The organism is Meiothermus taiwanensis WR-220 (assembly GCF_003568585.1).
Lineage (GTDB): Bacteria > Deinococcota > Deinococci > Deinococcales > Thermaceae > Meiothermus > Meiothermus taiwanensis.
Genome location: NZ_CP021130.1, coordinates 1,214,268 through 1,238,280 on the forward strand (window position 1 = coordinate 1,214,268; position 24,013 = coordinate 1,238,280).

Annotated in this window: 23 protein-coding genes and 1 tRNA gene; 11 read left to right on the plus strand and 13 right to left on the minus strand. The window is 64.0% G+C overall.

What is annotated here, in order from left to right:
- The first annotated feature begins 38 nt into the window (after positions 1 to 38).
- From MTAI_RS06070 to glmU, 3 genes are all read left to right on the plus strand, one after another.
- Positions 39 to 272, plus strand: a complete 234-nt coding sequence (locus MTAI_RS06070) for a glutaredoxin family protein (protein ID WP_027886784.1) — start codon at positions 39 to 41, stop codon at positions 270 to 272.
- A complete protein-coding gene (gene lgt / locus MTAI_RS06075; protein ID WP_027886783.1) occupies positions 273 to 1,178 on the plus strand; it encodes a prolipoprotein diacylglyceryl transferase in 906 nt (301 codons plus the stop codon).
- Between the two features lie 61 nt (positions 1,179 to 1,239).
- The gene (glmU, locus tag MTAI_RS06080) at positions 1,240 to 2,619 is read left to right on the plus strand and encodes a bifunctional UDP-N-acetylglucosamine diphosphorylase/glucosamine-1-phosphate N-acetyltransferase GlmU (RefSeq protein WP_027886782.1); all 1,380 of its coding nucleotides are present in this window, start codon (positions 1,240 to 1,242) and stop codon (positions 2,617 to 2,619) included.
- Positions 2,620 to 2,855: 236 nt separating this feature from the next.
- On the opposite strand, the gene MTAI_RS06085 is transcribed toward glmU, so the two are convergent.
- The 4 genes from MTAI_RS06085 to MTAI_RS06100 all read right to left on the minus strand — a co-directional run bounded on the left by MTAI_RS06085 (position 2,856) and on the right by MTAI_RS06100 (position 6,147).
- Entirely contained in the window at positions 2,856 to 3,470 is a 615-nt protein-coding gene (locus MTAI_RS06085) for a hypothetical protein (RefSeq protein WP_027886781.1), read from the minus strand.
- Between the two features lie 120 nt (positions 3,471 to 3,590).
- Positions 3,591 to 4,370, minus strand: coding sequence for a PSP1 domain-containing protein (locus MTAI_RS06090; protein ID WP_027886780.1), 780 nt, complete (start codon positions 4,368 to 4,370; stop codon positions 3,591 to 3,593).
- A 109-nt stretch (positions 4,371 to 4,479) separates the two neighbouring features.
- Entirely contained in the window at positions 4,480 to 5,358 is an 879-nt protein-coding gene (locus tag MTAI_RS06095; RefSeq protein WP_027886779.1) for a DNA polymerase III subunit gamma/tau, read from the minus strand.
- Positions 5,359 to 5,379: 21 nt separating this feature from the next.
- Positions 5,380 to 6,147 (minus strand): metallophosphoesterase family protein, encoded by a 768-nt coding sequence (locus tag MTAI_RS06100; protein WP_027886778.1) that lies wholly within the window; start codon positions 6,145 to 6,147, stop codon positions 5,380 to 5,382.
- Positions 6,148 to 6,263: 116 nt separating this feature from the next.
- Between MTAI_RS06100 and MTAI_RS06105 the strand changes: the two genes are divergently transcribed.
- Together MTAI_RS06105 and MTAI_RS06110 are read left to right on the plus strand one after the other, a co-directional pair.
- Entirely contained in the window at positions 6,264 to 6,854 is a 591-nt protein-coding gene (locus MTAI_RS06105; protein WP_027886777.1) for a hypothetical protein, read from the plus strand.
- A gap of 27 nt (positions 6,855 to 6,881) precedes the next feature.
- Positions 6,882 to 7,091: a hypothetical protein gene (locus tag MTAI_RS06110; protein WP_027886776.1), complete on the plus strand. Its 210-nt coding sequence runs from the start codon at positions 6,882 to 6,884 to the stop codon at positions 7,089 to 7,091.
- Positions 7,092 to 7,291: 200 nt separating this feature from the next.
- On the opposite strand, the gene trhA is transcribed toward MTAI_RS06110, so the two are convergent.
- Complete coding sequence (trhA, locus tag MTAI_RS06115; protein ID WP_027886775.1) at positions 7,292 to 7,948, minus strand: PAQR family membrane homeostasis protein TrhA; 657 nt, start codon at positions 7,946 to 7,948, stop codon at positions 7,292 to 7,294.
- 123 nt (positions 7,949 to 8,071) lie between these two features.
- Between trhA and MTAI_RS06120 the strand changes: the two genes are divergently transcribed.
- Positions 8,072 to 9,286: a PQQ-dependent sugar dehydrogenase gene (locus tag MTAI_RS06120; protein WP_027886774.1), complete on the plus strand. Its 1,215-nt coding sequence runs from the start codon at positions 8,072 to 8,074 to the stop codon at positions 9,284 to 9,286.
- Positions 9,287 to 9,432: 146 nt separating this feature from the next.
- On the opposite strand, the gene MTAI_RS06125 is transcribed toward MTAI_RS06120, so the two are convergent.
- The 6 genes from MTAI_RS06125 to MTAI_RS06150 form a co-directional block, all read right to left on the minus strand.
- Positions 9,433 to 11,808, minus strand: a complete 2,376-nt coding sequence (locus tag MTAI_RS06125; RefSeq protein ID WP_027886773.1) for a glutamine--tRNA ligase/YqeY domain fusion protein — start codon at positions 11,806 to 11,808, stop codon at positions 9,433 to 9,435.
- A gap of 58 nt (positions 11,809 to 11,866) precedes the next feature.
- Positions 11,867 to 12,910, minus strand: a complete 1,044-nt coding sequence (locus MTAI_RS06130; RefSeq protein WP_027886772.1) for a Gfo/Idh/MocA family protein — start codon at positions 12,908 to 12,910, stop codon at positions 11,867 to 11,869.
- A 50-nt stretch (positions 12,911 to 12,960) separates the two neighbouring features.
- The gene (locus MTAI_RS06135; RefSeq protein ID WP_036196813.1) at positions 12,961 to 13,728 is read right to left on the minus strand and encodes an ATP-binding cassette domain-containing protein; all 768 of its coding nucleotides are present in this window, start codon (positions 13,726 to 13,728) and stop codon (positions 12,961 to 12,963) included.
- Between the two features lie 2 nt (positions 13,729 to 13,730).
- A complete protein-coding gene (locus tag MTAI_RS06140) occupies positions 13,731 to 14,951 on the minus strand; it encodes a sugar ABC transporter permease (protein WP_027886771.1) in 1,221 nt (406 codons plus the stop codon).
- A gap of 112 nt (positions 14,952 to 15,063) precedes the next feature.
- Positions 15,064 to 16,101 (minus strand): D-xylose ABC transporter substrate-binding protein, encoded by a 1,038-nt coding sequence (xylF, locus tag MTAI_RS06145; RefSeq protein WP_027886770.1) that lies wholly within the window; start codon positions 16,099 to 16,101, stop codon positions 15,064 to 15,066.
- An 11-nt stretch (positions 16,102 to 16,112) separates the two neighbouring features.
- Positions 16,113 to 17,789 (minus strand): FG-GAP repeat domain-containing protein, encoded by a 1,677-nt coding sequence (locus MTAI_RS06150; RefSeq protein WP_425373721.1) that lies wholly within the window; start codon positions 17,787 to 17,789, stop codon positions 16,113 to 16,115.
- 132 nt (positions 17,790 to 17,921) lie between these two features.
- Here MTAI_RS06150 and MTAI_RS06155 point away from each other — a divergent pair, with 132 nt between their 5' ends.
- The 4 genes from MTAI_RS06155 (at position 17,922) to MTAI_RS06170 (ending at position 21,885) form a co-directional block, all read left to right on the plus strand.
- Positions 17,922 to 19,133, plus strand: coding sequence for a vanadium-dependent haloperoxidase (locus tag MTAI_RS06155; RefSeq protein ID WP_027886768.1), 1,212 nt, complete (start codon positions 17,922 to 17,924; stop codon positions 19,131 to 19,133).
- 32 nt (positions 19,134 to 19,165) lie between these two features.
- Complete coding sequence (locus tag MTAI_RS06160; protein ID WP_027886767.1) at positions 19,166 to 20,206, plus strand: oxidoreductase; 1,041 nt, start codon at positions 19,166 to 19,168, stop codon at positions 20,204 to 20,206.
- On the plus strand, positions 20,203 to 20,694 hold the full coding sequence (locus MTAI_RS06165) for a heme-degrading domain-containing protein (protein WP_027886766.1): 492 nt from the start codon (positions 20,203 to 20,205) through the stop codon (positions 20,692 to 20,694). Before MTAI_RS06160 ends, MTAI_RS06165 begins: the two co-directional genes overlap by 4 nt.
- A 234-nt stretch (positions 20,695 to 20,928) precedes the next feature.
- Complete coding sequence (locus MTAI_RS06170) at positions 20,929 to 21,885, plus strand: aminotransferase class V-fold PLP-dependent enzyme (RefSeq protein ID WP_223299701.1); 957 nt, start codon at positions 20,929 to 20,931, stop codon at positions 21,883 to 21,885.
- A gap of 29 nt (positions 21,886 to 21,914) precedes the next feature.
- Here the strand turns inward: MTAI_RS06170 and MTAI_RS06175 are convergent.
- A tRNA-Ser gene (locus tag MTAI_RS06175) sits at positions 21,915 to 22,005 on the minus strand.
- Positions 22,006 to 22,087: 82 nt separating this feature from the next.
- On the opposite strand from MTAI_RS06175, the gene MTAI_RS06180 reads away from it, so the two are divergent.
- Positions 22,088 to 22,753, plus strand: coding sequence for a PIG-L deacetylase family protein (locus MTAI_RS06180; protein WP_027886765.1), 666 nt, complete (start codon positions 22,088 to 22,090; stop codon positions 22,751 to 22,753).
- Here MTAI_RS06180 and MTAI_RS06185 read toward each other — a convergent pair.
- Positions 22,656 to 23,987: a chloride channel protein gene (locus MTAI_RS06185; protein ID WP_036196809.1), complete on the minus strand. Its 1,332-nt coding sequence runs from the start codon at positions 23,985 to 23,987 to the stop codon at positions 22,656 to 22,658. The genes MTAI_RS06180 and MTAI_RS06185 overlap by 98 nt on opposite strands.
- Positions 23,988 to 24,013 lie beyond the last annotated feature (26 nt).

Here is a 24,013-nt window from a genome sequence, read left to right on the forward strand (position 1 = left end):
GTACACCCGGCGAAGCTCGGGCTATACTGGGTGGGCAGATGGACTATGTGCTGATCAGCCGGAAAGGCTGCCACCTCTGCGAGGAGGCCGAGCTGCTCCTGAAGGCCCAGGGTGTGCCGTACACGCTTCAGGATGTAGATGCCGACGAGCGCCTCAAAAAGCTGTACACCTTCCGGGTTCCGGTGCTCCTGTGGAGGGGGCAGGTGGTGCTCGAGGGCAAGTTTACCCTCGAGCGCCTATCCAAGAAACTATCTATAGCCGGAGGCTTTTGAATGGATCCAATTCTAATCGAGATCGGTTCGCTGCAAATACGCTGGTACGGCCTGTTCTTGGTACTGGCTATCTTTGCATCCTTTGAAATTGCCAAGCGCATCCTGAAGCAATGGGGCTATAACCCCGAGCAGTTCGAGCAGATTGCCTTCTGGGCTGTAATTTGGGGGGTTGTCGGGGCTCGGGTGGGCTATGTTATCACCAGCCCGGGTGAATTTAGCAGCAACCCGGTTGCTGCTCTGTACATATGGCAAGGGGGGCTTTCCTTTCACGGGGCCATCATTGGCGGCTTGATTCCCTTTGTCTACCACTACCACCGCAATAAAATACCCATCTGGGCCTACCTCGATGCGGTGGTGCCGGGGGTGGCCCTGGGCATCATGGCGGGCCGGCTGGGCAACATTATGAACGGCTCAGACACCGTGGGCCGCCTGACCAACTGGCCCATCGGGTTTACCTGGCCTGCCTCGGCCAGCGGTTTCCCGGGGGTTTGTCCAGGCATCCAGGACATCAGCGAGGTGGTGCGCTGTGCACCCGAGACGCTGGTGCGAGGCCCGGTTCACTTCACCCAGTTGTATGGGGTTCTGATTGGCCTGGTTTTGCTGCTGCTTTCGATTTACTGGTTGCGGCAGAACCGGGCCTACGGCTACGTATTTTGGCAGTTTGTCCTGTGGTACAGCGTATTGCGCTCGGTTTTCGAGGAAACCTTCCGCCTTAACCCGCTGTGGGTCAAGGTGTACCTCAACGAGCAGGCTGGCATCGGCTTTTTCACTGCAACGCAGATTATCTCCATTCCGCTTATCGCGCTCTCCATCTTTTTCCTGATGCGCTGGAAGGGGTCGCGCGAGCAGCCGGTGTCCACGTCTGCACCAAGCGGGTCTGCTGCAAGGAAAAAAGTCAAACGATGATCCGCCCTGCGGGTTATAACCCGCCCTCGAGCTGCCTTTTTGGGAATACAATCGGGAAGATATGGCACATGCTGTGGTGATTCTTGCAGCGGGTCTGGGAACCCGCATGAAATCGAGGCTGCCCAAGGTCTTGCATCCCTTGCTGGGCAAGCCTCTGGTGGGTTATTGCATCGACACGGCTTTTGCCAGTGGGGCCGAGAAAGTGGTGGTGGTGGTGGGCCACGGAGCCGAACAGGTGCGACAAACCTTTGCAGGGTATCCCAACCTGAGCTTTGTGGTGCAAGAGCAACAACTGGGCACCGCCCATGCCTTAGCCCAGGCCCAGCCGGTTTTGGCCGATTTTCAGGGCCCTATTGTGGTCACCCAGGGTGATACCCCCCTCACCCGGGTGGAGACCCTTACCAGCCTGGTAGATACCCTGCAAAAGGAACGGGCTGGAATGGCCCTGCTGACCATGCGGCTCGAAGATCCCACCGGCTACGGCCGGATCCTGCGCGATGAACAGGGCCAAATTCTGGCTAATGTGGAGCAGAAAGATGCCACCCCCGCCGAGCTGGCAATTCAGGAGATCAACCCCGGGGTGTACTGCTTTGATGCGAGCCTTTGGGAGAAGCTGAAGCTGGTGGACAACCGCAATGCCGCGGGGGAGTACTACCTGCCCGATCTAATCCGCATCTACCGCGAGGCTGGGCAAAAAATAGCCTCTATCGAGTCGAAAGATACGGGCGAACTGCTCGGTGTGAACTCTCGAGCCCAGCTAGCCCAGGTGGAGCGGGTGCTGCTCGAGCGCTTACGCTCTCACTGGATGGCGCAGGGGGTGCGGATGATCCAGCCCGAGACCATCTACCTCGAGCCCAGCGTAGAACTGGCCCCCGATGTTACCCTGTGGCCGGGGGTGATCCTACGGGGCCATACCCGCCTGGGCGAGGGGGTGGAGGTAGGGGCCTATGCGGTGCTGATTGATACCGTGGTCGAGGCGGGGGGGAAGATCAAGTCTCATACGGTTTGCGAAGAGGCCTACGTCTCGAGCGGGGCCGATGCCGGGCCGTTTGCGCGCTTGCGGCCCAAGGCCCACCTGGAACCCGGTGCCCACGTGGGTAATTTCGTAGAACTCAAGAATGCCCGACTGGGCAGGGGGGCCAAGGCCGGCCACCTCGCCTATCTGGGCGATGCCGAGGTGGGGGAGGAGTCCAACATAGGTGCCGGGGTGATCACGGCCAACTACGATGGTCAACGTAAGCACAAGACCATCATTGGGAAGCGGGTGTTCGTGGGCTCGAATAGCGTTCTGATTGCGCCGATCAGGCTAGAAGATGATGCTTTTGTGGCAGGGGGCAGTGGTATCAACCAGGATGTACCTGCAGGTGCCTTGGCCATCGCCCGTGAACGACAGCGCAACATTGAGGGTTATGTGAAGCGCAAGCGGGGGGAGACCCAGTAATGCCGGATTCAAAAAGATAATCTTCCAAAGCAAAGACCTCCAGAGGCTATCTTTTGAATCCTAGAGCACTCCCTTCGGTCGGGTTAGTTCGCCACCATTCGGTGACGAACTAACCGAATCTGGTATCAGAGGCCATCTTTTTGAATCCTGGAGCACACCCCTCGCTACGCTTGGGGAAGAAAGCGTATCCCTTTTTTGCTGCAAAGAGGGGTGGTTCTGCGACAACGTGGCCCTGGCTATGGTTCAAAGGCCCGGGTGGGAACCAGGTGCACATAGGCCACGGCCCGGGCCAGTGTGGAAAAACCGAGCAGCAGCAGATACATGCTTATTTGCAAGGGTATCCAGGTGGAAAGCGTCGAGACCAGTATCAGCGACTCCAGGATGGCGATCAGCCACAGGTGGTTGAGCAACCCCCCCTGCTGCATCAGATCCCAGCCTTTGCGGATGGCGCTGGGCCAGGTTGCGTCGTCGTCCACCATAATCTGGAAAGTGTAAAACCACAGCAGGTTGATGGCCGCCAGCCCAAGGTAGCTGAGTAGGGAGGCCAGCCAGGGGCTGGGTACGGAGGTGGGAAGGCCCACTATAAACGCCGCCAGTACGCTGGCTACAAACACCACACCGGCCACGATGTTGTGCCCGGTTGTGTGCCCCCAAAGGGCCTCGGGGTTCCACTCGCCGGTGCGGACGTAGCGCACCAGGACGGTATAGACCCCCACCTGCATCGGCCCGGCAAGAAGCCCAAGGGTAAAGACACTGACCAGCAGGGCCTGCACCAGTAGCCAGACGATGCCGATGGGATGCCGCGCCAACAACCCAAAGCTGTGGGTAAGAACCTTGGCAATGTCCAGCACCGATTACCTCAAAGATCGGCCTCAATTCACTGGCCCCTTATGCCGGATTAAAACATATACCCCCAGAGGTTATCTTTCCAGAGCGCTCCCTTCGGTCGGGCGAACTGGCCGAATCTGCTATTACTCCCACCTAAGCTCGCTTTTGTGCACGGTTACAGTGCTGCCCTCTTCGGTAACTAGATCTACGGTTCCAGCCAGCGGGTTTAGCTTGGCCACCTTGCCGCAGACGCCCTGAAGACTGCAGGCTTTGCTGTTTTTACGGGGTAATTCCGCCAGGAGTTCTTGGTACTGCTGGTGTTCGTATTGCAGACAACACAGCAAGCGGCCACAAGGGCCCGAGATTTTTTCGGGCGAGAGCGGTAGCTGCTGATCTCGAGCCATCTTGATGGAGACCTGGGTGAAATCCTGGAGCCAGTTTGAGCAACATGACTCCATGCCACAGGCCCCAAGGGTGCCAAGATAGGCGGTCTGGTCGCGGGGGCCTAGGGCCACAAACTCCACTCGAGCCCCGGCCAGCCTGTTGAGCTCGCTCACCCAGCGCCGCAGATCGATGCGCTGTTCGGCGGAGTATTGCACAGAAATATGGTTGCCATCCAGGGTAAACTCACAGCCCAGTAGCTTGGCCCGCACACCTTCTCTACGCAGACGGGCTTTGAGCCACCAATAGACTTCCTCAGCACGGTTTTTGAGCTTGCTGTGCTGATCCAGATCCGCCGGGGTGGCGACCCGCACAATCTCACCCACAGCCTGGCCCAGGCGGGGCTCGGTTCGCACTTTGGCCAGCTCCAACCCGCGGGGGGTTTTGACCACCACCCAGCTACCCACGGGGGGGGCCTGGCTGCCGAATCGGTAATCGTAAATTTTGGGGCTGTGCGCAAACCGCACGCCTACACATTCCATTTCTTAACCTCCAGAACAGAGATCTACTCTACAGGCAAGCTGCCGCCCTTGTTGCAGATAGCCAAAGCGTCCAGCCTGTCCCTAGCCTAAGGCAAGGTGTGTCTACAATCTAGAGTTGGGATAGCTTAAGGGCCAGCCAGGTTTGAACCAGGTCTTCGCTTACGTAAGCAGAGTCCGCCTCCTGTGCACGAGCAAGGGCCTCGAGCGCGGCTTTGTAGGCCGGACTTTCGACCGCGAAGTGCGCCCGTAGCCGCTGGCCCAGGTAAGGCAGGGCCCCCTCCACTTCGCCGAGCAGCTTCAGCGCCTCTAAGGTCTGGGCGGGGCCGGCCTGCACTGCCTCCAGCAGCCCCTGGGTGCGGCTGACCAGGCGGTTAAACTCAGCGGGGTGTTCCAGGGCCCAGCGCACCCGGCCGGGTGCACCTTGTGCATAGGCCAGCACCTCGGGGTCGGAGGTGAGCTGTTGCAGCAGGGCCTCGGGTACGGGTGCAAAGCCAATCTCGAGGCTCCGGCTTACCAGGGTGGGCAGCACCAGCTCGCGGCTGGGTGCAATTAGAATGATGCGGGCGAAGGAGGGCGGCTCTTCCAGTACCTTCAACAGGGCGTTGGCGGCGGCTTCTCCTAGAAAATGTGCCCCGTCCACCACCGCGACCTTGCTTCTGAAGCGGGGGTAGGTGGTGATCCAGTCCAGCAAGTTTGGTTCCTCGGATTCGCGGGGCGCGATTTGCTCGAGGCGGATTTGCGGTAGGCGGGCCCTCCGACCGGTTTTGGTCTCGTGTTCCGGTGCAATTTCCAGGTAGTCCGGGTGCGCCTCCAGCCGACAGGAGGCACAATCGCCGCAAGGAGGAAACCCCCCCTCGCAGTTAAGGCCGGCTGTGAACCAGCGGGCTACCAATCGGCGGCCCACCCCCTCAGGGCCGGTAAACAGGAAGGTCTGCGCTTTAACCCTGGGTAGAAGCTCGAGAATGCGCTGGTGTCCGAGGATATTCATGCCGCTTTCCCAGATCATGGTCTACTTGCCCAGCACCAGTCGCTCGTAAAGCCACATGGGGAATTGCTCATGGTGCAAGCGGGCCAGCACGTGCTCGAGGTTGTACTTAGCCCGGTAAAACTCTACGGTGTCCTCTTCGGCATCCCAGATCGCGTAGGCGGCTCCAACCACCCCATCCCGGGGCTGGCCGGTAGAACCTGGATTGATGATGGCTCGAGCCCTGGGTGCCACAATCAGCTCACCGCCGTTCGGATAGCGGTTGTAGCGTACCAAGCGGCCCTGAGGGCTCCCCTCCGAATAGGTGGAGGCGCTTCGTGGGGAGGCCTCCAGGGTTAGGTAGCTGCCGGCCAGGTGGGTGTGGCCGTGAAAAATCCAGCGGTGCTTCACCTTGTCGAACACCTCCCGGGCCTGCTCAATTTCCTCCAGGTAAGCCAGGGGGTCGAGGGGGCTGCCGTGCACCAGAAAGGCTCCTTCGACCTCGGCAGTCCAGGGGAGGCTGGATAAATAGGCCCGGTTTTCGGGGCTGATGCGTTCCGCCTGCCAGGCCAGGATTTCCAGCACCGGGCCTTCGATCTGCATGGACTTTATTTCTAGCAGCCAGATGTCGTGGTTGCCCATTACACCTATGGCATTGACCGAACGCAACCAGTCCAAGACCCGATTGGCGTCGGGGTAGTAGCCGACCGCATCGCCCAGAAAGAGCACCCGGTCGTAGCCCCTGGCTTCCTTTAGCACCGCCTCGAGGGCCGGCCAGTTGCCATGTAGATCCGAAACAATCAGGTAGCGCACACTCCCCCTATCATACCTAGCTCTTGCGGATGCGTCTTAATGCTGTGCGGCCCCACCACCAAGACCCCAGGGCCGGGCTGGTGGCGCCAGCGAGCGTTTGTGTTTATCCTGCTATTGTGCAGACCGTGGCTTCAGACGCCGATTGGCTGGAAGCGTTGCTCAGCGAGCGAACCCGCACTTTTGTGGACGAGTTTGGCAGCTTTTATGCCTGGCTCGAGGGCGCCTTTGGCGGCGCTACTTTGTTGTTGTGGCTGCCACGCCCCATGCTGGCGGCGGTGTTGCCTCAACTGCCGAGGCAGTTCAAGGGTCGAATAGTTCTGGGCCTGGATGCTTCCGCAGGTCACGCCGTGCCTTTTGCTAGGGCCCTGCACTGGGTCAACCCTCGCTGGGCGCTGGTGGTGTGTCCTGGCGAAGGGCTGGGCCTGGCCTACCCTGGGCGTAAAGAGGTGGCCGAGGGTGAGTGGGTGGCCTGGGATGATCCGCGGGAGGCCCGCTGGCTCGAGGTATGCCTCGGGGCTGGGTTTGGCTACCTCGAGCACAGGGCCTATGCCCCTTGGCAGGCCCCTGCCCCGGCCGCACTGCCCACCTGCGAAGGGCCCCTGGTGGGGGCCGTGGGCTGGGGGCAGGGTATACCCACGTACGGCCTGGGTTTGGTAGGCTTAGATAGGAGTTTGCAGTCCCTGCTGGAAGCCTGGCGTTTGTGCTAACCAGTAGAGGGTATAGGAGGAAAAAAAGTGCTGTTTGCCATCCTGTTCACCATTGGCTCGATTCTGGTCACCTGGCTCTTGTACCTGGCCCTGCGCCCCCGCACCCTCGAGGTCGAAAGCGAGTTGGCCGACCTGCGCTACGTTGCCATGGCCTTGCTGCTGATTATCCTTACAGCAGCCACGGTGGCCTCGATGCTTATACTGGGCAAGCTGGGTAGTGTTAATATCAGCTTCTAGCACGAAGCCTCAAGCTGGCTGTGCGCTGCGAAGCGCGTTCGGGTGATAGTTGGTTGGTTCGGGGGGAAGACGGCGAACCAATCCCACCGGAGGGCGTGGGCGGGGACTCAAAAAAGATGGCCTATGGATGACTATCTTTTTTGAATCCGGTATCAGGTCTATTTGTCTGGGCGTTCGGGCCCTGCCTGCCGGTGTGTGTTTTAGCTCAGGTACATAGCGATCACCGCACCATACATGCCCAGGCTGCCCAGCAGCACAAACACGTGCCAGATGCCGTGAAAACCCACCAGCTGGGGCAGCGGGTTGGGCCACTTGGCGGCATAGACCACCGCCCCCAGGCTGTAGGCCACCCCACCTGCAATCAGGAAGCCCAGGGCCCAGGGGCTAAGCGCTAGCTTGGGCAGCAGGAAGACAGCAAGCCAGCCCATGCCCAGGTAGGTGGCGGTGTAGAGCCAGCGCGGGGCTTGCAGGGTGATGAGCTTAAGAACCACGCCCAGGACGGCCAGAACCCAGACCAGGCCCAGCGCCCAGGGCCGCCAACTGGCCTCCATTGCCTGCAGCAACACAGGGGTATAGGTTCCGGCGATAAAAAGAAAAATGGCCGCGTGGTCAAGCTTGCGCAGCCATAGCAAGGCCCGCTCCGAGGCCTGTACAGCGTGGTACAGGGCCGAGGAGGTGTACATCAGCACCATGGTCAGGCCGAATACCAGCGCACCTGCGATTTTGGCCGGGCTGCCCTGGGTGAAGAACAGCAACATGACCGTGCCAATCAGACCGAGCGCCACCCCCACCGCGTGGGAATAGGTATTGAATGGCTCACGAACGGCCAGGCGGGTTACGGAGTGGGTATTTTTCATAGTCTTGGGGCAATGCCTGAAAAGCAGTGTAGCACCCCGATGATGAGATGTGTGCGTAGATGGTTTCCAGCGAAAAGTGGGCTCACACTAAAGCTGCAGAAGCTTTGCTACCCTAAACCCCAGATGATCCATCTGGGCCGGGTGGTGCTGGGGGCTGTGCTGGTTGTGGCCGGGGCCTATTGGACTGCCACGCACTTTGAGCCGCCCACTGAGCTGGATGAGGCCAGCAGCCGTATTCGCCTGCCACCGGGTTTTGCTGTTCGGATTTTTGCCGAGCACCTCGAGGGCGCCCCCCGCATGATGAGCGTGGGGCCCGATGGGCAGCTTTACGTGAGCTTGATCTATGGGGGTCAGGTGGTGCGGTTGCCCGACCACAACCGCGATGGCCGGGCCGACCGGGTGGAGGTGGTGGCGGAAGGCCTGGAACTGCCGCATGGCCTCGAGTGGTATCGGGGCTGGCTGTACGTGGCTGTAAGTACGGCAGTAATTCGATTGCGGCCAGGGCGTAGCGGGTGGGAATGGGAAACCGTCCTCTCGGACATCCCCGGCCCCTCGGGGCATTTCACCCGCACACTGCATTTCGGGCCGGATGGCAAGCTTTATGTTTCGGTGGGCTCCGAGACCAACTTCGGCCCCGAACGCGACCCCCGTCGGGCTGCGATCCTGCGCTTTAATCCGGATGGCAGCATTCCCGCCGATAACCCCTTTGCCTCCGATCCCGACCCCCGCCGCCGGGTAATCTGGGCGGAGGGCCTTAAGAACAGCGTGGACTTTACCTGGACACCCCGGGGTGAACTCTGGGCGACCCACAACGGCACCGACCACCTCGGCGACGACCTACCCCCCGAGGAGGTGATCGTAGCGGTGCAACCCGGAGGCTTTCACGGCTGGCCCTACTGCTACACACCGGGCTTGGGTCTGAACCTGAAGGCCGAACGCAGCGAGGTGCCCGACCCCCGCACCCAGGGCTTTGACTGCCGAAAAGCCGTTCCGGCCCTGTTCACGGCCCCAGCGCATTCAGCCCCCCTGGGCATGACCTGGGCCAAAAACAGCCGCTTTCCCGCAGCCTACCGCGACAGCCTCTATATCGCCTACCACGGCTCGCTGGGCGTACAAGACCCAGCCAAGTACCGCGACTGCAAGATTGAACGTTTCGTGATCCAGAATGGCCTGCCGGTGCGCTCGGAAACCTTTGCCACCGGCTGGCGAGCCCCCGGGCAGATGTGCCGCGAGGCCTGGGGCCGCCCGGTGGGGCTGGTGATCGGGGCCGACGGTGCGATGTATGTCTCGGATGCCAGAGGGGGGCGGATTTACCGCATCTGGTATGGGGGTCGGTGAACACCGGATTCAAAATAGTCATCCTATAGGCCATTTTTTTTGAGTCCCAGTGCGCCTCCTCCGGTGGGGTTGGTTCGCTGTCCTCCGGCCCCGAAGCACTGGTATAAACGCCAGGGCAGCCTGGCGTTGCGATGATGCTGCTCGAGCTACCCTAGCTTTTGCCTTACCAGCTCCTGCACCCGCTGCGGGTTGGCCTGCCCCTGGGTTTCGCGCATGACCTGGCCCACAAAGAAGCCCAGCAGGCCGGTTTTGCCAGCGCGGTAGGCCGCTGCTTTGTCGGGGTGTTCGGCCAGGATACGTTCTACGATGGGCTCGAGGGCCCCCGCATCGCTCAGCTGCTTCAAGCCCTTCTGGCGCACGATCTCTGCGGGATCCTGGCCGGTCTGCAGGGCCTCGGCCAGCGCGTCTTTGGCAATGCGGGTGTTGATCTCCCCGGCCTCCAGAAGCCGCACCAGCCCGGCCAGCCCGGCCGGGGTAATTTTGGCCTCGCCGGAGCGGAGGGCGGCGCCCAGGTCGTTGACGACCCAGTTGGCGAGCAGGGCGATGGGGGCTTTTTGCGCGGCCTGCATCAAAAACTCGGCCAGCCGGGGCTCACGGGCCAGCACCCGGGCCTCGGCTTCGTGGACGCCCTGGGCTAAAAAGTGCTCGAGCTGGGCCTGCTGCTCGGGGGTGAGCTGGGGTTCGGACGGGGCCCCCTGGGTTTTGAGCGGGCCTTCGGTGGTTTTGGCTTTCGGAGTGGCGCGCTGGGCCTCCGACTCGCTTTCCTGGGCGGTGCGCGCCCAGGTGTCCTTGAGCGTCACGATACGGTTGAAGACCAGAGCCTCGGGCCGGGAGTCGAGGGGGTCTTGCCAGAAATAGCCGTTGCGCTCGAACTGGTAGCGGGTTTCCTTGGGGTCGGCCAGCACGCTGGGCTCGATGTAGCCGTGTACGACCTCGAGGCTCTTGGGATTCAAAAAGCGGAGGAAGTCGTGGTCGTCGGGGGCCTCCTCCTCTTCCAGCTCCCTGGCCTCGGCCTCGGGGTGCGGTACGGTAAAAAGCCGGTCGTAGAGTCGAAACTCCGCGGGTACGGCCTCGCCGGCGCTCACCCAGTGGATCACCCCGGCGGCCTTGGCCTCCTCGGGCAGCAGGGTGCAGTACAGCTCGACCACCCGGCCCTCTTCGTCGGTTCGGTAGTCATCGCAGCGGATCACCCCGGCCATCTTCAGGCGCACGGTGCCGCCTGGGGTCAGGCGCTTGAAGCCTTTGGGTGGGTTCAGGGCGAAGTCGTCCTGCTCGATGTAGATATCGCGGGTCAGGGTCAGCCGGCGCACCGCCTGCTCGGGCTTTACCCGCCGCCCATCGGGCAAGGGCACCAGGCCGTCGGGGGACTCCCGGATCACGTCGTGGGGCCAGTAGGGGAGGGTCACGGTTCGGGGCTCGGTCAGGTTGGTGAGCACCACCTTGAGGGGCCGCAGCACCGCCATCACCCGGGGGGCGATGGTGTTCAGATCGTCGCGGATGGCCCCTTCCAATAGGGCGATGTCCACCGTGCGGTTGGTGCGCGAGATGCCCACCTGCCCCGCAAACCGGCGGATGGCCTCGGGCCGCACCCCCCGGCGCCGCTGGCCGGCCAGGGTGGGCATACGGGGGTCGTCCCAGCCCCGCACGTAGCCCCCTTCCACCAGCTTGCGCAGCTTGCGCTTGGAGACCACGGTGTACTCCAGACTCCGGCGGCCAAACTCGTACTGATGGGGGCGGGGGGTCTGGTCGAGGGGGGGGTCGCCCCACAGGTGGTCCATCAGCCAGTCGTAGATGGCCCGGTTGTCCACAAACTCGAGGCTGCACAGGCTGTGCGTCACCCCATCCAAGGCATCGGTGGTGGCCTGGGCGAAGTCGTAGGAAGGGTAGATGCACCACTTGTTGCCGGTGCGGTAGTGGGGGGCGTGCACGATGCGATAAAGCACCGGGTCGCGCAGCTTCATGTTGGGGCTGGCCAGGTCTATTTTGGCCCGCAGCACGTGGGCCCCGTTGGGGAACTCTCCGGCCCGCATGCGGCGGAACAGCTCCAGGTTTTCCTCCACGCTGCGCTCACGGTAGGGGCTGGGGGTGCCGGGCTTATCCACGGTGCCACGCAGCCGGGCCATCTCCTCGGGCGAGACGCTGTCCACGTAGGCCAGGCCCTTCTCTATCAGGCGCTCGGCCATCTGGTACAAAAGCTCGAAGTAGTCGGAGGCGTAGCGAACCCTTTCCCCCCAGTCCCAGCCCAGCCAGCGCATATCGGCAATCAGGGCTTCGGCATACTCGGCTTTCTCGGCCTCGGGGTTGGTGTCGTCCATGCGCAGCCGGCACTCCCCGCCGTAGTCGTGGGCGATGCCAAAGTCTATGTAGCTGGCAATGGCGTGCCCCAGGTGGGCGTAGCCGTTGGGCTCGGGGGGGAAGCGGGTGACGATCTTTTTGTAACGACCGGCCTTCAGGTCTTCATCGATGATCTCGGTGATGAAGTTGGGACTTACCAGACGGGGTTTGGGCGTTGAGGTGCTCATGCCAATATGCAAAGAATACACCGCATCCCGCATAAGGCCCAAGGGTGGGGGCCGGGTTCTAAACCGATACCCAGGTGTTTTGCTGGCTGCTCTGCACTGTGGCTTCGATGACCCGCTGGGCGGCAAGGCCGTCCTCGAGGCTCGGGGTGGGGGGTCGGTTCTGGGCAATGCCCTCCAGGAAGCGCCGGGCCAGCTCAGCGAACTGGAAATGCCCCCAGGAGGTCTCGGGGTTGCGTCCCCGCAGGAAGCTCGGGTCGGGGGGGACTTGCCGGTAAAAGCCGGGCCGCGGGGCCAGCCAGAGCTGCGCGCTTTTGCCCTGACCCCACAGGGCAGGGGAGAGCTTGAGGGCGCCTTTGGTGCCCTGAATTTCCAGCTCGAGCCGCTGGTCGGCGCCGATGTGCACCCTCGAGAGCGAGAAAGCCCCGGTCACGCCGCCCAGCCGGGCCAGTACCGCCCCTTCGTCGTAGTTGGTGACCGGGTCGGGGCGCTGCAGGTGGATCCGGGCCTGGGCCATTACCTCGGTGAACTCGAGGCCCGTGACCATGCGCACCAGGTCGAAGAGGTGGGCCCCCAGGTCGGCCACCGCACCCCCGGCCCCGCCGGTCTCGGCTTTGGCCCGCCAGGTGGTGGGGCCGGCCGGGTCGCCCATGTAGCCCCCGTGGAAGGAGCCCCGCAGGTAGAGCACCTCCCCAATCTCGCCTGCGCGCACCATGGCCTGGGCGGTCTCGGCGGCCAGGTCGCCCCGGCTGGTGAAGGCGGTCAGGCCGATGCGCCCGTGCTGCCGGGCGGCCTCGAGCAGGGCCTGGGCTTCGGCCAGGGTGCGGGCCAGGGGCTTGTCCATGAAGAGGTGTTTGCCGGCCTGTAGGGCCATCAGGCCCAGGGGGGCGTGGGTGTCGTCGGTGGTGGAGATGGCGACGGCATCGCAGTGTTGCAGCAAATCTTCGTACCGCTCGAAGGCCTGGGTTCCGTGGGCGCTGGCCAGTTTTTGCGCATGGGCCGGGGTGCGGCTGTAAATGCCGGCGATCTGGGCCCCGGCCTCTTTGAAAGCGGGCAGGTGGGCAAACCCGGCCCACCAGCCGGCCCCTACGATTCCGATTCGCATATGGATACCTCTCACTGTTCTTGAACGACTCGAGCAGCCAAATAGCACCTTTACTGGGGCAGGGGTGCCTGAGCAGGCCGGACGTTTTTGGGCATCACCCCACCGATAATCATGCCCAGCACGTCGTCGTGGCTCACGTCCTGGGTGTAGACCGTGCCCACCACCCGTCCGTTTTTCATCACCGTGAGGCGGTCGGCCAGGTCGAAAACATCGTGCAGGTCGTGGCTAATCAGGAAGATGCCCACGCCCTCGGCCTTGAGGGCTTTGATCAGTTCGCCCACCTTGGCGGTTTCCTCCGGCCCCAGCGCGGCGGTGGGCTCGTCCATAATCAGGCAGCGGGCCTTGAAGTAGATGGCCCGGCCAATGGCCACGGTCTGGCGCTGGCCGCCGGACATCTGGGCTACCGGCAGCCGCAAGGAGGGTATTTTTACCTTGAGCCGATCCAGGGTCTTGCGGGCCTCGAGCTCCATAAAATCTTCGTCCAGCACCACGCCCCGTACTTTTTCGCGCCCCAGAAAAACGTTGGCTACAGCGTCGAGGTTGTCGGCCAGGGCCAGGTTTTGGTAGATGGTCTCGATGCCCAGGGCCTGGGCGTCCTGGGGGGTGCGGATGGTGACCTCCTGCCCGTTCACGAAAATCTGGCCTGCGTCGGCCTGGTAGGCCCCCGAGAGCACCTTGATCAGGGTGGACTTGCCCGCCCCGTTGTGGCCCAGCAGGCCCACCACCTCGCCGGGGTAGAGGTTGACCGATACCTTGTCCAGCGCCTGGTTGCCGCCAAAGCGCAGGCTGATGTTGCGCATTTCGACCAGTGGGGTCATGGTTACCTCCGGTTCCTCAGGTAGACCGTGTTCCAGATGACCGCAGCCAAAAGCACCAGGCCCAGCACCACGTTCTGCCACTCGGTTGGGAGGCCCATCAGCACCATCCCGCTGCGCAGGGAGGACATCAGCAGGGCCCCCAGGGCCGCCCCCACGATGGTGCCGCTGCCGCCGGAGAGGGCGGTGCCGCCGATGACCGCCGCAGCGATCACGTCGAGCTCGAGCAGGTTGCCCATGCTGTTGGTAACGAAGTTGAGCCGGGCTGCCTGCACCGCACCGGCCAGGGCCGCCAGCATGCCCATCAGGGCAAACACCGCCACCAGCATGCGCTTGACGTTGATACCGGCCAGCAGCGCGGCCTCGGGGTTGCCCCCAATGGCAAACACATAGCGGCCAAAGCGGGTGTTGAGGGCCACCCAGTTGAGCACGAACAGCACCACCAGGGTAATCAGCACCGGTACCGGCATGCCTCGAGGGATGTTGGTGCCGGGGTAGGGGAAGGCGTTCATGACCAGCACAAAAGCCAGAATCAGGGCCAGCAGGGTGCCGGTGACCAGCCCCTCGGCCCAGACCGGGCGCACCGGCAGGCCATTTTTGAGGCGGCGGCTGCGGTTGGAGAGGGCCTGGTAAACCACAAAAGCCATGACCACCAGGCCCACCACCCAGGTCCAGAACTCCCCGATGGAGCCGTTGAGCCCCCCACCCAGCACCTTAAAGTTGTCGTCCAGGGGGCCGATGGTGCGCCCGCTGGCCACGATGAAGGTGGCGTTGCGAAAGATGAGCAGCCCGGCCAGGGTGACCACGAAGGCCGGCACCCCCCAGTAGGCCACCCAGTACCCCTGAAAGGCCCCAATCAGCGCGCCCAGCGCCAGCCCGGCCAGCAGCGCCAGGAGCCAGTGGCCGCCCCAGCCCAGCGGCGGGACGGTCTGGATGAGGGCCATGATCATTCCGGTAAAGCCCAGAATCGAGCCCACCGAAAGATCAATCTGGCGGGTTACGATCACCATGACCATTCCCCCCACCATGATGCCCACCACCGCGGTCTGCACCGAGAGGTTCCAGAGATTCTGCGGACTCAAAAACTGGCCCGGCTGCTGCATGGTGAGTAGCTGGAATACCGTCCAGACCACCGCCAGCACGATGAGCATGGTCAGGATGCGGCCATCCACGCCCAGGCTTTGCACCAGGCTCGTGCGGGCCCTTGCTGTGCTTTGCATCTGCATGAAAAATCCTCCGCTCTTTTTTTTGTTGAACCCGATTATACCGTGCAATTCAAGGCTTGTTTGGCTTATAAAAAGGGTGGGCAACACGCCCACCCTTAGCAGATAGTTCGTGCTACCGGCAGGCCGCCGGGGCGTTGGTGCCGCTCACCCCCTGGCAGAGGGCTTGCTTGGTAATCCAGCCAGCCCGCAGCACCACATCCAGGTTCTCGCGGGTGATGGGGATGGGTTTGAGCAGCAGGGCGTTCATCCGGACTTTGTTGGGCCCATCAGCAAAAATGGTGCGGCCCGGCAGTTTGTCCATGGGGGTGCCACGGGCCATGAGTACCGCGGCCTCGGCAGCGCGGCGGCCCAGCTCGCGGGCGTCCTTCCAGACGCTGACGGTTTGCAGCCCGCGCGCCACCCGGTTGAGGGCGGCCTGGTCGCCGTCCTGGCCCGAGACCGGCACCTTGCCGGCCAGACCCACCGCGGCCAGCGCGGCCACCACACCCCCGGCGGTACCGTCGTTGGAGGCCACCACCGCGTCCACTTTGTTGCCGTTGGCGGTGAGGATTTGCTCCATGTTGCGCTGGGCCACCTCGGGCTTCCAGCCTTCGGTGTACTGTTTGCCCACCACCTTGATGTCGCCGCGCTTGATGGCGGCATCGAGCACCTCGAGCTGCCCCTTATGCAGGAAGTCGGCGTTGGGGTCGGTGTTGGCTCCCAGGATGAAGGCGTAGTTGCCCTTGGGCCGAACCTTAAAGACCTCGCGGGCCTGCATGCGGCCAACCTCCACGTTGTCGAAGGTGATGTAGTAGGCGTAGTTGTTTTCGATGAGGCGGTCGTAGGCCACCACCGGGATGCCCGCGGCCTTGGCCTTGTCGATGGCGGGCAGAATGGCGTCTTTGTCCCAGGCCAGGATGATCAGGGCCTTGGCCCCGCGCGCAATCAGGGCGTCGATGTCGTTGAGCTGCTTCTCGGACGAGCTCTGGGCGTCGGCGCTGATATAGGTCGCGCCCATGCGGCCCAACTGCTCGCGGATGGCCCGTTCGTCAATCTTCCAGCGTTCCTCCTGGAAGTTGGCCCAGCTCACCCCCACGATGATCTGCTGGGCGAAAGCCGGCACGGCCAGTGCAAACCACAACAACACCATTACCTTGGTGAATGGCTTCATGTTCCCTCCTCCTAAGCTGAGCCGATGGACCAAAGGAGCATGGAAAGACCCTGGTTTTTTCGACTCGAAAAAAAAGTACCACCGAGAAGGGGGGATGTCAATAACTTCTGCCGGGGGTGTAGCCGAGCAGGCCCTGGCCCCGCGCCAGGACTACAAACCGGTTGCTGGGGGCCTCGAGCCAGCCCTCCTGCTCGCCGTCGGGCCAGCGCACCCGCAGGCGCACCCGCTCCGCCGGGCCCAGCCCAAAGTGCACGAAGCCCAGGCCGCCGCTCAGGTGGCCGCCGCCCACCGTGAGCTCGCGCCGCAGAACTCGGCCGGGTAGCTCGACCTCGAGCCAGGCCCCCACGGCATCGGGGTTGGGGCCCGGCTGCCGGAGCCTCACCTGCAGCCAGTTGCCCAAGGGCTGGCCGCTGGCCCCCCCCCAGGTTGCGCCAGACCTGGGCCCGGTCGAGCCGGTTGACCACCACGATGTCCAGCAGGCCATCGGCGTTCAAGTCCACCACCTGGGCACCGCGGCCCCGCAAAAAGCTGGCCACCCCGGCCTTGTCCCCCACCTCGACAAAGGTGCCATCTGGCCTGCCGAGCATCAGGTTGTTGGGGTCGCGGGCCGCGGCCTCGCGCATAAAGCCCACGTTGCCCTTGCTGACAAAAAGATCAATCAGACTGTCGTTGTTGACGTCCTCGAACTGGGCGTGCCAGGCAGTGGACATGTGCACATCGCCGCCGGTGTAGGGGCGGTGGGCGGTGGCGTTGCGGCGGAAGGCGATGTCTATGTAGCTGGGCCGCTCGGGTGACTCGAGCATCTGCAACTTGTTATCGCCCATGCTGGTGAGGTAGTAGACCGGGTAGCCCGAGCCGGTGAGGTCGTAGCTGGCGATGCCCATGCCCCAGATCTGCAGCCGCTTCCAGCCCTCGGCCTCGGTATAGAGCCGTGGGGGCTGGCCGGGAGTAAGCTGCCAGAGCTGCTCCTGGCCTTTGCCCTGGTAGTACTCGCGGTCGTTGGAGACCCGCAGGGCCGGGGTGCCGGAGCGGTTCCAGTCGGAAAACAACATGGACAGCGCGCAGTAGCTGGGCTCGAGCGGCCAGGGGGCTGCAAAGCCTTTACCCCCTGGAGCAGGCCGGTACAGCGCGTTGCCCCGGCAGGTGCCCCAGGGAAAGGTGGTGTTGCGCTTGACGTAAGCGCCCGTGGCCAGGGTGGGCCAGGTTTGGCCCTGTTCCCAGGTAGCCGAAAAAGCGGTCGTCCAGGTGTTTCCCCCCTGGAAGCCCCACCGGCGGTTGGCGTTCTCAAAGCGGCAGTTGCCCAGCCCGCGCAGCAAAACGTCCTCGCCGTCGCGCAGCAGGGCCAGGTCGGGGAGGCCGTCGCTGTCAATGTCGAGGGGGTAAGCCCCCATCACCCCCTCAAGCTCCACCCCCCCGCGCTCTTCCCGAAAGCGCAGCGGCCCTCCCACGGGGCTTTGGTTCAGGTAGAGCTTGGCCCGTTGCGCGCCGCCCGCCAGCACCAGTTCGGGCAGGCCGTCGCCGTTGCAGTCGAAGGCGGCCAGCCCGCCCCCCACCACATAGTCGCCCTCGAAGCGGCTTTGCAGGCCAGAGCTCTGGGTTTCCTCGGCAAAAATGGGCGTTGCCTGGGCCAGCGCCCACTGGCCCAGCCAGATACCCAGTAAAGCCCATACCCAACACATCCAGGGCATGAATGCAGTATAGGGTGCTTTTGCGGAAAAGAGGCCAGATTGCTTCGCAGTTCGGAGCGGTGGGGCTTGCCTCGAGGGAAAACTGATTGTGCCTCCTCGATAAATTTGCGCACGCAGCGATAGACTGAAAGTATGCGCATACTGCTTTGGGTACTGGTGCTGGTGGGCTGCTGGGGCCTGGGCCAGTCCAGGGCCTGGATTGCCACCCCCACCCCGGCCCTGCGTGGGCTGCTGGAGCAACTCGAGCCGGTGGAGGGCCTGCCGGAGAGTGCACTGAGCTGGGAGACTTTGAGTGAGCTCCAGCGCCTCGAGCTTCTGGGCATCCAGACCCAGATGTTCTCCCCCCTGCGCACGGCCCGGGCGCTGGCCTTGCTCAGCGTAGCCATCCACGATGCGCTTCACCTAACCCGGGGTCGCTCCATTGAAGCCAACGTGCTGGCCGCTTATGCCGCCCAGGAGGTGATGCTCTACCTGCACCCCACCTTTCCCAACCTCAAGGATGCCGTGCGCCAGACCGCCCAGGCCATCTACCGCCAGGCGCAAATCCAGGGCTGGCCGGAGCCCAACCTCAAGATCAGCCAGGCCCTGGGCCGCCAGGTGGGGTTGCAGGTGGTGGCCTGGGGCCGCCAGGATGGGGCCGCCCGCCAGGTGATCCCCACGTACCCGGCCCCGGCCCCTGGGGTCTGGGTGCTGCCCCTGGGCCGGCCCGCGGTGGAGCCGGGCTGGGGTGCGGTGCGGCCCATTGGGGTGGCCCCCGAGGCCCTGGCCAAGGCCCCGCCACCCCCGGCCTGGGACTCGCCCGAGTTTGCCCGCGAGCGGGCCTTGTTCTGGGAAGAGCAGGCCAAACTAGACGAGGCCGGGCGGCAGATTGCCGATAAGTGGGCCGGCGACCCCGGCACCGTGACCCCGGCGGGCCTCTGGCAGGAGGCGGCCCTGGAGATCCTGCGCCAGCGCCAGGTGGATGCCACACGAGCTGTTGCGATACTGGCCGTGCTCAATATCGCCATGCACAACGCCAATATCGCCTGCTGGCGCGACAAGTTTACCTACTACGTGGCCCGGCCCGAGCAGTGGGTACACAGCTTCAACCGGCGCTGGCAGCCCTACCTTCGCACCCCCAGGCACCCCTCTTATCCTTCGGGCCACTCGACCATCAGCGGGGCGGCTGCGACCGTGCTCAAGCACTTTTTCCCTCAGGAGGCCCAGACCTGGGAAGCCATGGCCAGGGAGGCCTCGTACTCGAGGGTGATCGCCGGGATTCACTGGTTTGTGGATGGCCGCGGCGGCCTCGAGCAGGGCCGCGAGGTCGCCCGCCAGGTGCTGGAAGCGCTGGAATGGCCCTAGACTATTGGTAGCTTTGTGTTTTTGGAGGCATCATGACCCTACCCATTCACGTTGCACTGGTCGGCTATGGCATGGCCGGTAAAGTCTTTCATGCCCCTGTTATTCAGGCGGTGCCGGGCCTGCACCTGGTCACCATCCAGAGCAGCCAGCCGCAGAAGGTGCATTCAGACTGGCCCGAGGTCTGGGTAAGCCCCACCTTCGAGGAGGTAATCGAGAGTCCCCAGATTGACCTGGTGGTGATCGCCACCCCCAACCCCACCCACTACGAGCTGGCCCGGCGGGCCCTGGAGGCGGGCAAGCACGTGGTGGTGGACAAACCCTTCACGCTTTTTGCGCACGAGGCGCGGGCCCTCAAAGAGCTGGCCCAGGCCCAGGGGCGGGTGCTCGCGGTCTTCCAGAACCGGCGCTGGGACGGCGACTTCATGACCCTGCAAAAAATGGTGGAGGCCGGCACCCTGGGGGAGGTGGTCTACTTCGAGTCGCACTTCGACCGCTACCGCCCGGTGGTGCAGAACCGCTGGCGCGAGCAGCCCGGCCCCGGCAGCGGCGTCTGGTACGACCTGGGCCCCCACTTAGCCGACCAGGCCCTGCTGCTGTTTGGCTGGCCCCAGGCCCTCTACGCCGATATCGGGATGCAGCGGTACGGTGCCCAGGCCGACGACTACTTTCACGTGCTGTTGCGCTACCCCCGGCTCCGGGTGGTGCTGCATGCCAGCGCCCTGGTGCCGGGGGGCAGTCCGCGTTTTGTGGTGCACGGAACCCAGGCCAGCCTGGTGCACTACGGTCTGGATACCCAGGAAAAGGCCCTGCGGGTGGGCCTGCGCCCGGGGGAGCCCAACTGGAATCCCGACCGGTGCGAAGCCTGGCTGCACCGGCCCGAACAGGCCCCCGAGCCCATTGTGGTGGAGCCGGGCGACTACCGGCGCTTTTACGAGGGGGTGCGGGACGCCATCCTTGGCAGGGGGCCCAACCCGGTGCCGCCCGAGCAGGCGGTGCGGCTGATGGAGCTGCTCGAGGCCGCCCAAAGAAGCGCGCTCGAGCGCCGCGAGATTGCTTTAGGGAGTGAAGCATGAACACCGAACAAGACCTGAAGGTGATCGCCGAACAGGAGGCCCGCCTGCGCTTTGAGCGCTTCGATGCCGCCGTGGCCTGGCAGCTGGGCACCCGGCTCAAAGAGGCCGCCGAGGGCCTACACAGCGCCATTGCCATGGACATCAGCCTGTTTGGACAGGTGCTCTTCTTCTACGCCATGCCCGGCGCCACCCCCGACAACGCCGACTGGATCCGGCGCAAGCGCAACGTGGTGCAGCGTTTCCACCGCAGCTCCTATGCGGTGGGCCTGATGCTCAAGCAGAAGGAGAGCAGCCTGGAGGCGCGGGGCCTGAGCCCCCAGGACTACGCAGCCCACGGGGGGAGTTTCCCCATCTTTGTGCAGGGGGTGGGGTGCATCGGGGCCATCACGGTCTCGGGGCTGCCCCAACGCGAAGATCACGAGCTGGTGGTGGAGGTGCTGGCGGGCTACCTGGGCCTGCCCTACGAGGAGCTGGCCTTAGATCCATGAACCCTTCGACCCCAGCCCGGTTTGGCCGGGCCATGCGCGCCCACTGGTGCCTCGACCCCACCATCATCTACCTGAACCACGGGACGGTTGGCGCCACCCCAAAGCAGGTACTGGCCGCACAGCAGGCCCTGCGTGAAGAAATAGAGCAGCAGCCGGCCCGCTTTTTGCTACGGGAGCTTTCGGCCCTCTCGGGCCCTTCCGACCGCGCCGTGCCCCGGCTGCGAGAGGCGGCCAATGCGGTGGCCCGGTTTATGGGGGCCGAAGGGCAGGATCTGGTTTTTTGTGGACAATGCCACCACCGGGGTCAATGCGGTGTTGGGCTCGCTCGAGCTGCAACCCGGCGACGAAATTCTGATCACCAACCTGGCCTATGGCGCGGTGCGCAACGCGGCGGCTTTTGCCGCCGGGCGCCGGGGGGCCCGCCTGGTCACGCTCGAGCTGCCCTTTCCGGGGGCCGAGCCAGCGGATTACCTGAACCGGCTGGCCAAAGCCCTCACCCCCCGCACCCGCCTGGCGATCCTCGACCACATCACCTCCGAGACCGCGCTGGTGCTGCCCCTGGCCGAGATGGCCGCCTGCTGCCGGGCGGCGGGGGTGCCGGTGCTGGCCGATGGAGCCCATGCACCCGGCGCGATAGACCTGAATATTCCCAGCCTGGGGGTGGACTACTACACCGGCAACCTGCACAAGTGGGCCCTGGCCCCCAAAGGCTGCGGTTTTTTGTGGGCGGCCCCCGAACGGCAGCAAGGCCTGCATCCGCCCGTCATCTCTTGGGGCCTGGGGCAGGGCTTTGTACAGGAGTTCGACTGGGTGGGCACCAAAGACCCCACCCCCTTTCTGGCGGCGCCAGCGGCGCTGGAGCTCATGCAGGCCTGGGGCCTGGACGCCATGCAGGCCTACAACCACCACCTGGCCTGGCAGGCCGCAGTTTGGCTGACCGCGCGCTGGGGATTGGAACCGCCAGCGCCCAGGGCCATGTTGGGCTGTATGGCGACCCTGCCCCTGCCGGCCTCGCTGGGCAGCACCCGCGAAGACGCCGTGCGCCTGCAGTATGCCCTGCTGTACGAACACCGCATCGAAGCCCCCATCCTCTGCCTGGGCGGGCGCTTATGGGTGCGTATCTCGGCCCAGGTCTACAACGCCCTGGAGGATGTGGAGGCCCTGGCCCAGGCTATTGAGAGCTTTGGATAAAAAAAGCCGCCCGGTTGTGGGTGGCTTCTTGGCGGAGTGGGAGGGATTCGAACCCTCGATACGGAGAACCCGTATACACGCTCTCCAGGCGTGCCCCTTCAACCACTCGGGCACCACTCCAGTTTTGACCTGCTCATGCAGGCAAGGTTGAGTCTACAAGGCAGTATAAGGAGCGTCAAGCTGGTGGCGTATACTCAAAGGCGTGCGCTTACTCGCTGTCTTTCCTCATCCCGACGACGAAATAGGAGTTTCCGGTACTTTAGCCAAGCATGTGCTGCGGGGCGACGCGGCCAAAATTCTCTGGCTCACCAGGGGTGAACTGGCCAGCCAGTTTGGCGAGGCCCCACCGGACGAAGTGGCCCGCATCCGCGAAGAGCACGGGCACACTGTGGCTCGGATGATAGGTGCAGAGGCGCAATTCCTGGATTTTGCCGACTCGAGCCTCACCGGCGGGCGCGACGAAGCCCTGGCCATCGCCCGGGTGGTGGCGGCCTGGAAACCGGATGTGGTGATCACCTGGAACCCCCAGGATGTCCACCCCGACCACCGGGCTTCCTACTGGGCCACGCTTTCTGCCCTCAAGTTCTGCCGCATTCCCAAGCTGGTGGGGGAGGCCCACCGCCAGCCGGTGCGGCTCTTGCACTACCACCGCAGCGATATTCCCCGTCCGGCGGTGTATGTGGACGTGGGGGAGGAAGGGCAGGCGGTGGCCGAGAAGGTCTTTAGCTTCTACCGCGATTTTTATAAGTGGGAGTACAGCCTCGAGGCCTTCAGGGCGAATCGCTCGAGGCTGGGGGCTGAGGCAGGGGTGAAGTTTGCGGAGCGGTTTCAGTGCGAGAGCCCGCTGGCGCATTCTTATCTTGGTTGAATTCCACATCCTCGAAGCTGCCGTGGGGGCTGGTGAAGGTGTAGGCCACAAAGGCCCCAATAAGCGTGAGCGGCAGCAGGCTATACCCGCCAATCTCACCCGCCAGCACCACTGCTGCAAACGGGGCTCGAGCGATGCCGGCCAGGAGCGCGGCCATACCTACCAAGGCCGCGGTTTCGGGCGCGGGGGCGATGGAGGGAAAAACCTGGCCCAGAAGCTGGGCTAAAATCAGGCCGCTCAGGCCACCCAGGGTTAGGGCCGGGGTGAGCTGGCCGCCATAGGCGCGCACACCGCCGCTCAGGATTAGCAAGGCCAGCTGCACCAGGAACAGTCCGGCCAGGAAGGGTAGGGTGAGGATGGGGGAGGTGCCGAGCTGTACCCAGGGCAGCCCATTGCCCATGGCTTCGGGCATCAACAGCAAGACCCCAGCCAGCACCAGGCCAAACAGCGCATGTCGAACCCCAAAGGTAAGCCGGCGCAGCCACCGTTGTAAGAACCGCTCGGCCTCGAGCCAGAGCGTACCCACCCCGGCGCACACCAGCCCGATGGCCAGACCAAAGAGAAGTTGCGGCCATTCCAGCGGCCCTGGGGGTAGCTCGAGCAGCGGCCCATACCCGTGAAAAAGGCCATAAACGGTAAAGCCGGCCAGGGCTCCAATCAGGGCGGGGGCCAGCGCGCCGACCTCGAGGGCCAGCCCCCGGTAGACGATCTCGCTGGCTAAAAGCGCACCGGCCATGGGTGCGTGAAAGGCCGAGGCAAAGCCGGCGGCCATCCCGGCGAAGGGCAGAAACCGGCTCGACTCCCCCAGGGGGATGCACCGCCCCAGGGCGCTTCCTACCCACAGGCCCAGGGCGGCCATGGGCCCCTCACGGCCCAGGGGGGAACCCGCCCCCAGCTGCACCAGGGAGCCGATGATGCCCCGAAAATACTCGCTGGCCCGTACCGGCCGGCCCGCGCGGTAGGCGGCCAGAAGCCAGCCCAGTCCCCGGCCCGAGCCCAGGTAGCTCGAGGCCGCGAACAAGAGCGGCAGCAGCAAGGCCAGCCACCAGTAGCTGGGCCCGCGAAAAACCTGCAACAGCCCCCCTTCGCCGGGCAGGCCGGGCGGCAGGTAGCCCAGGGTTTCGCCCATCAAGTAAAGTTCGAAGAGCTTTAGCAGGAACACGAACCCAGCGGCGAATACACCGGTGAGTGCTCCGACGAAGGCGCTATATAGGATGAGCGAACCAATCTGCATAGTGCACTGCGCGTTGGGCGGCCTGG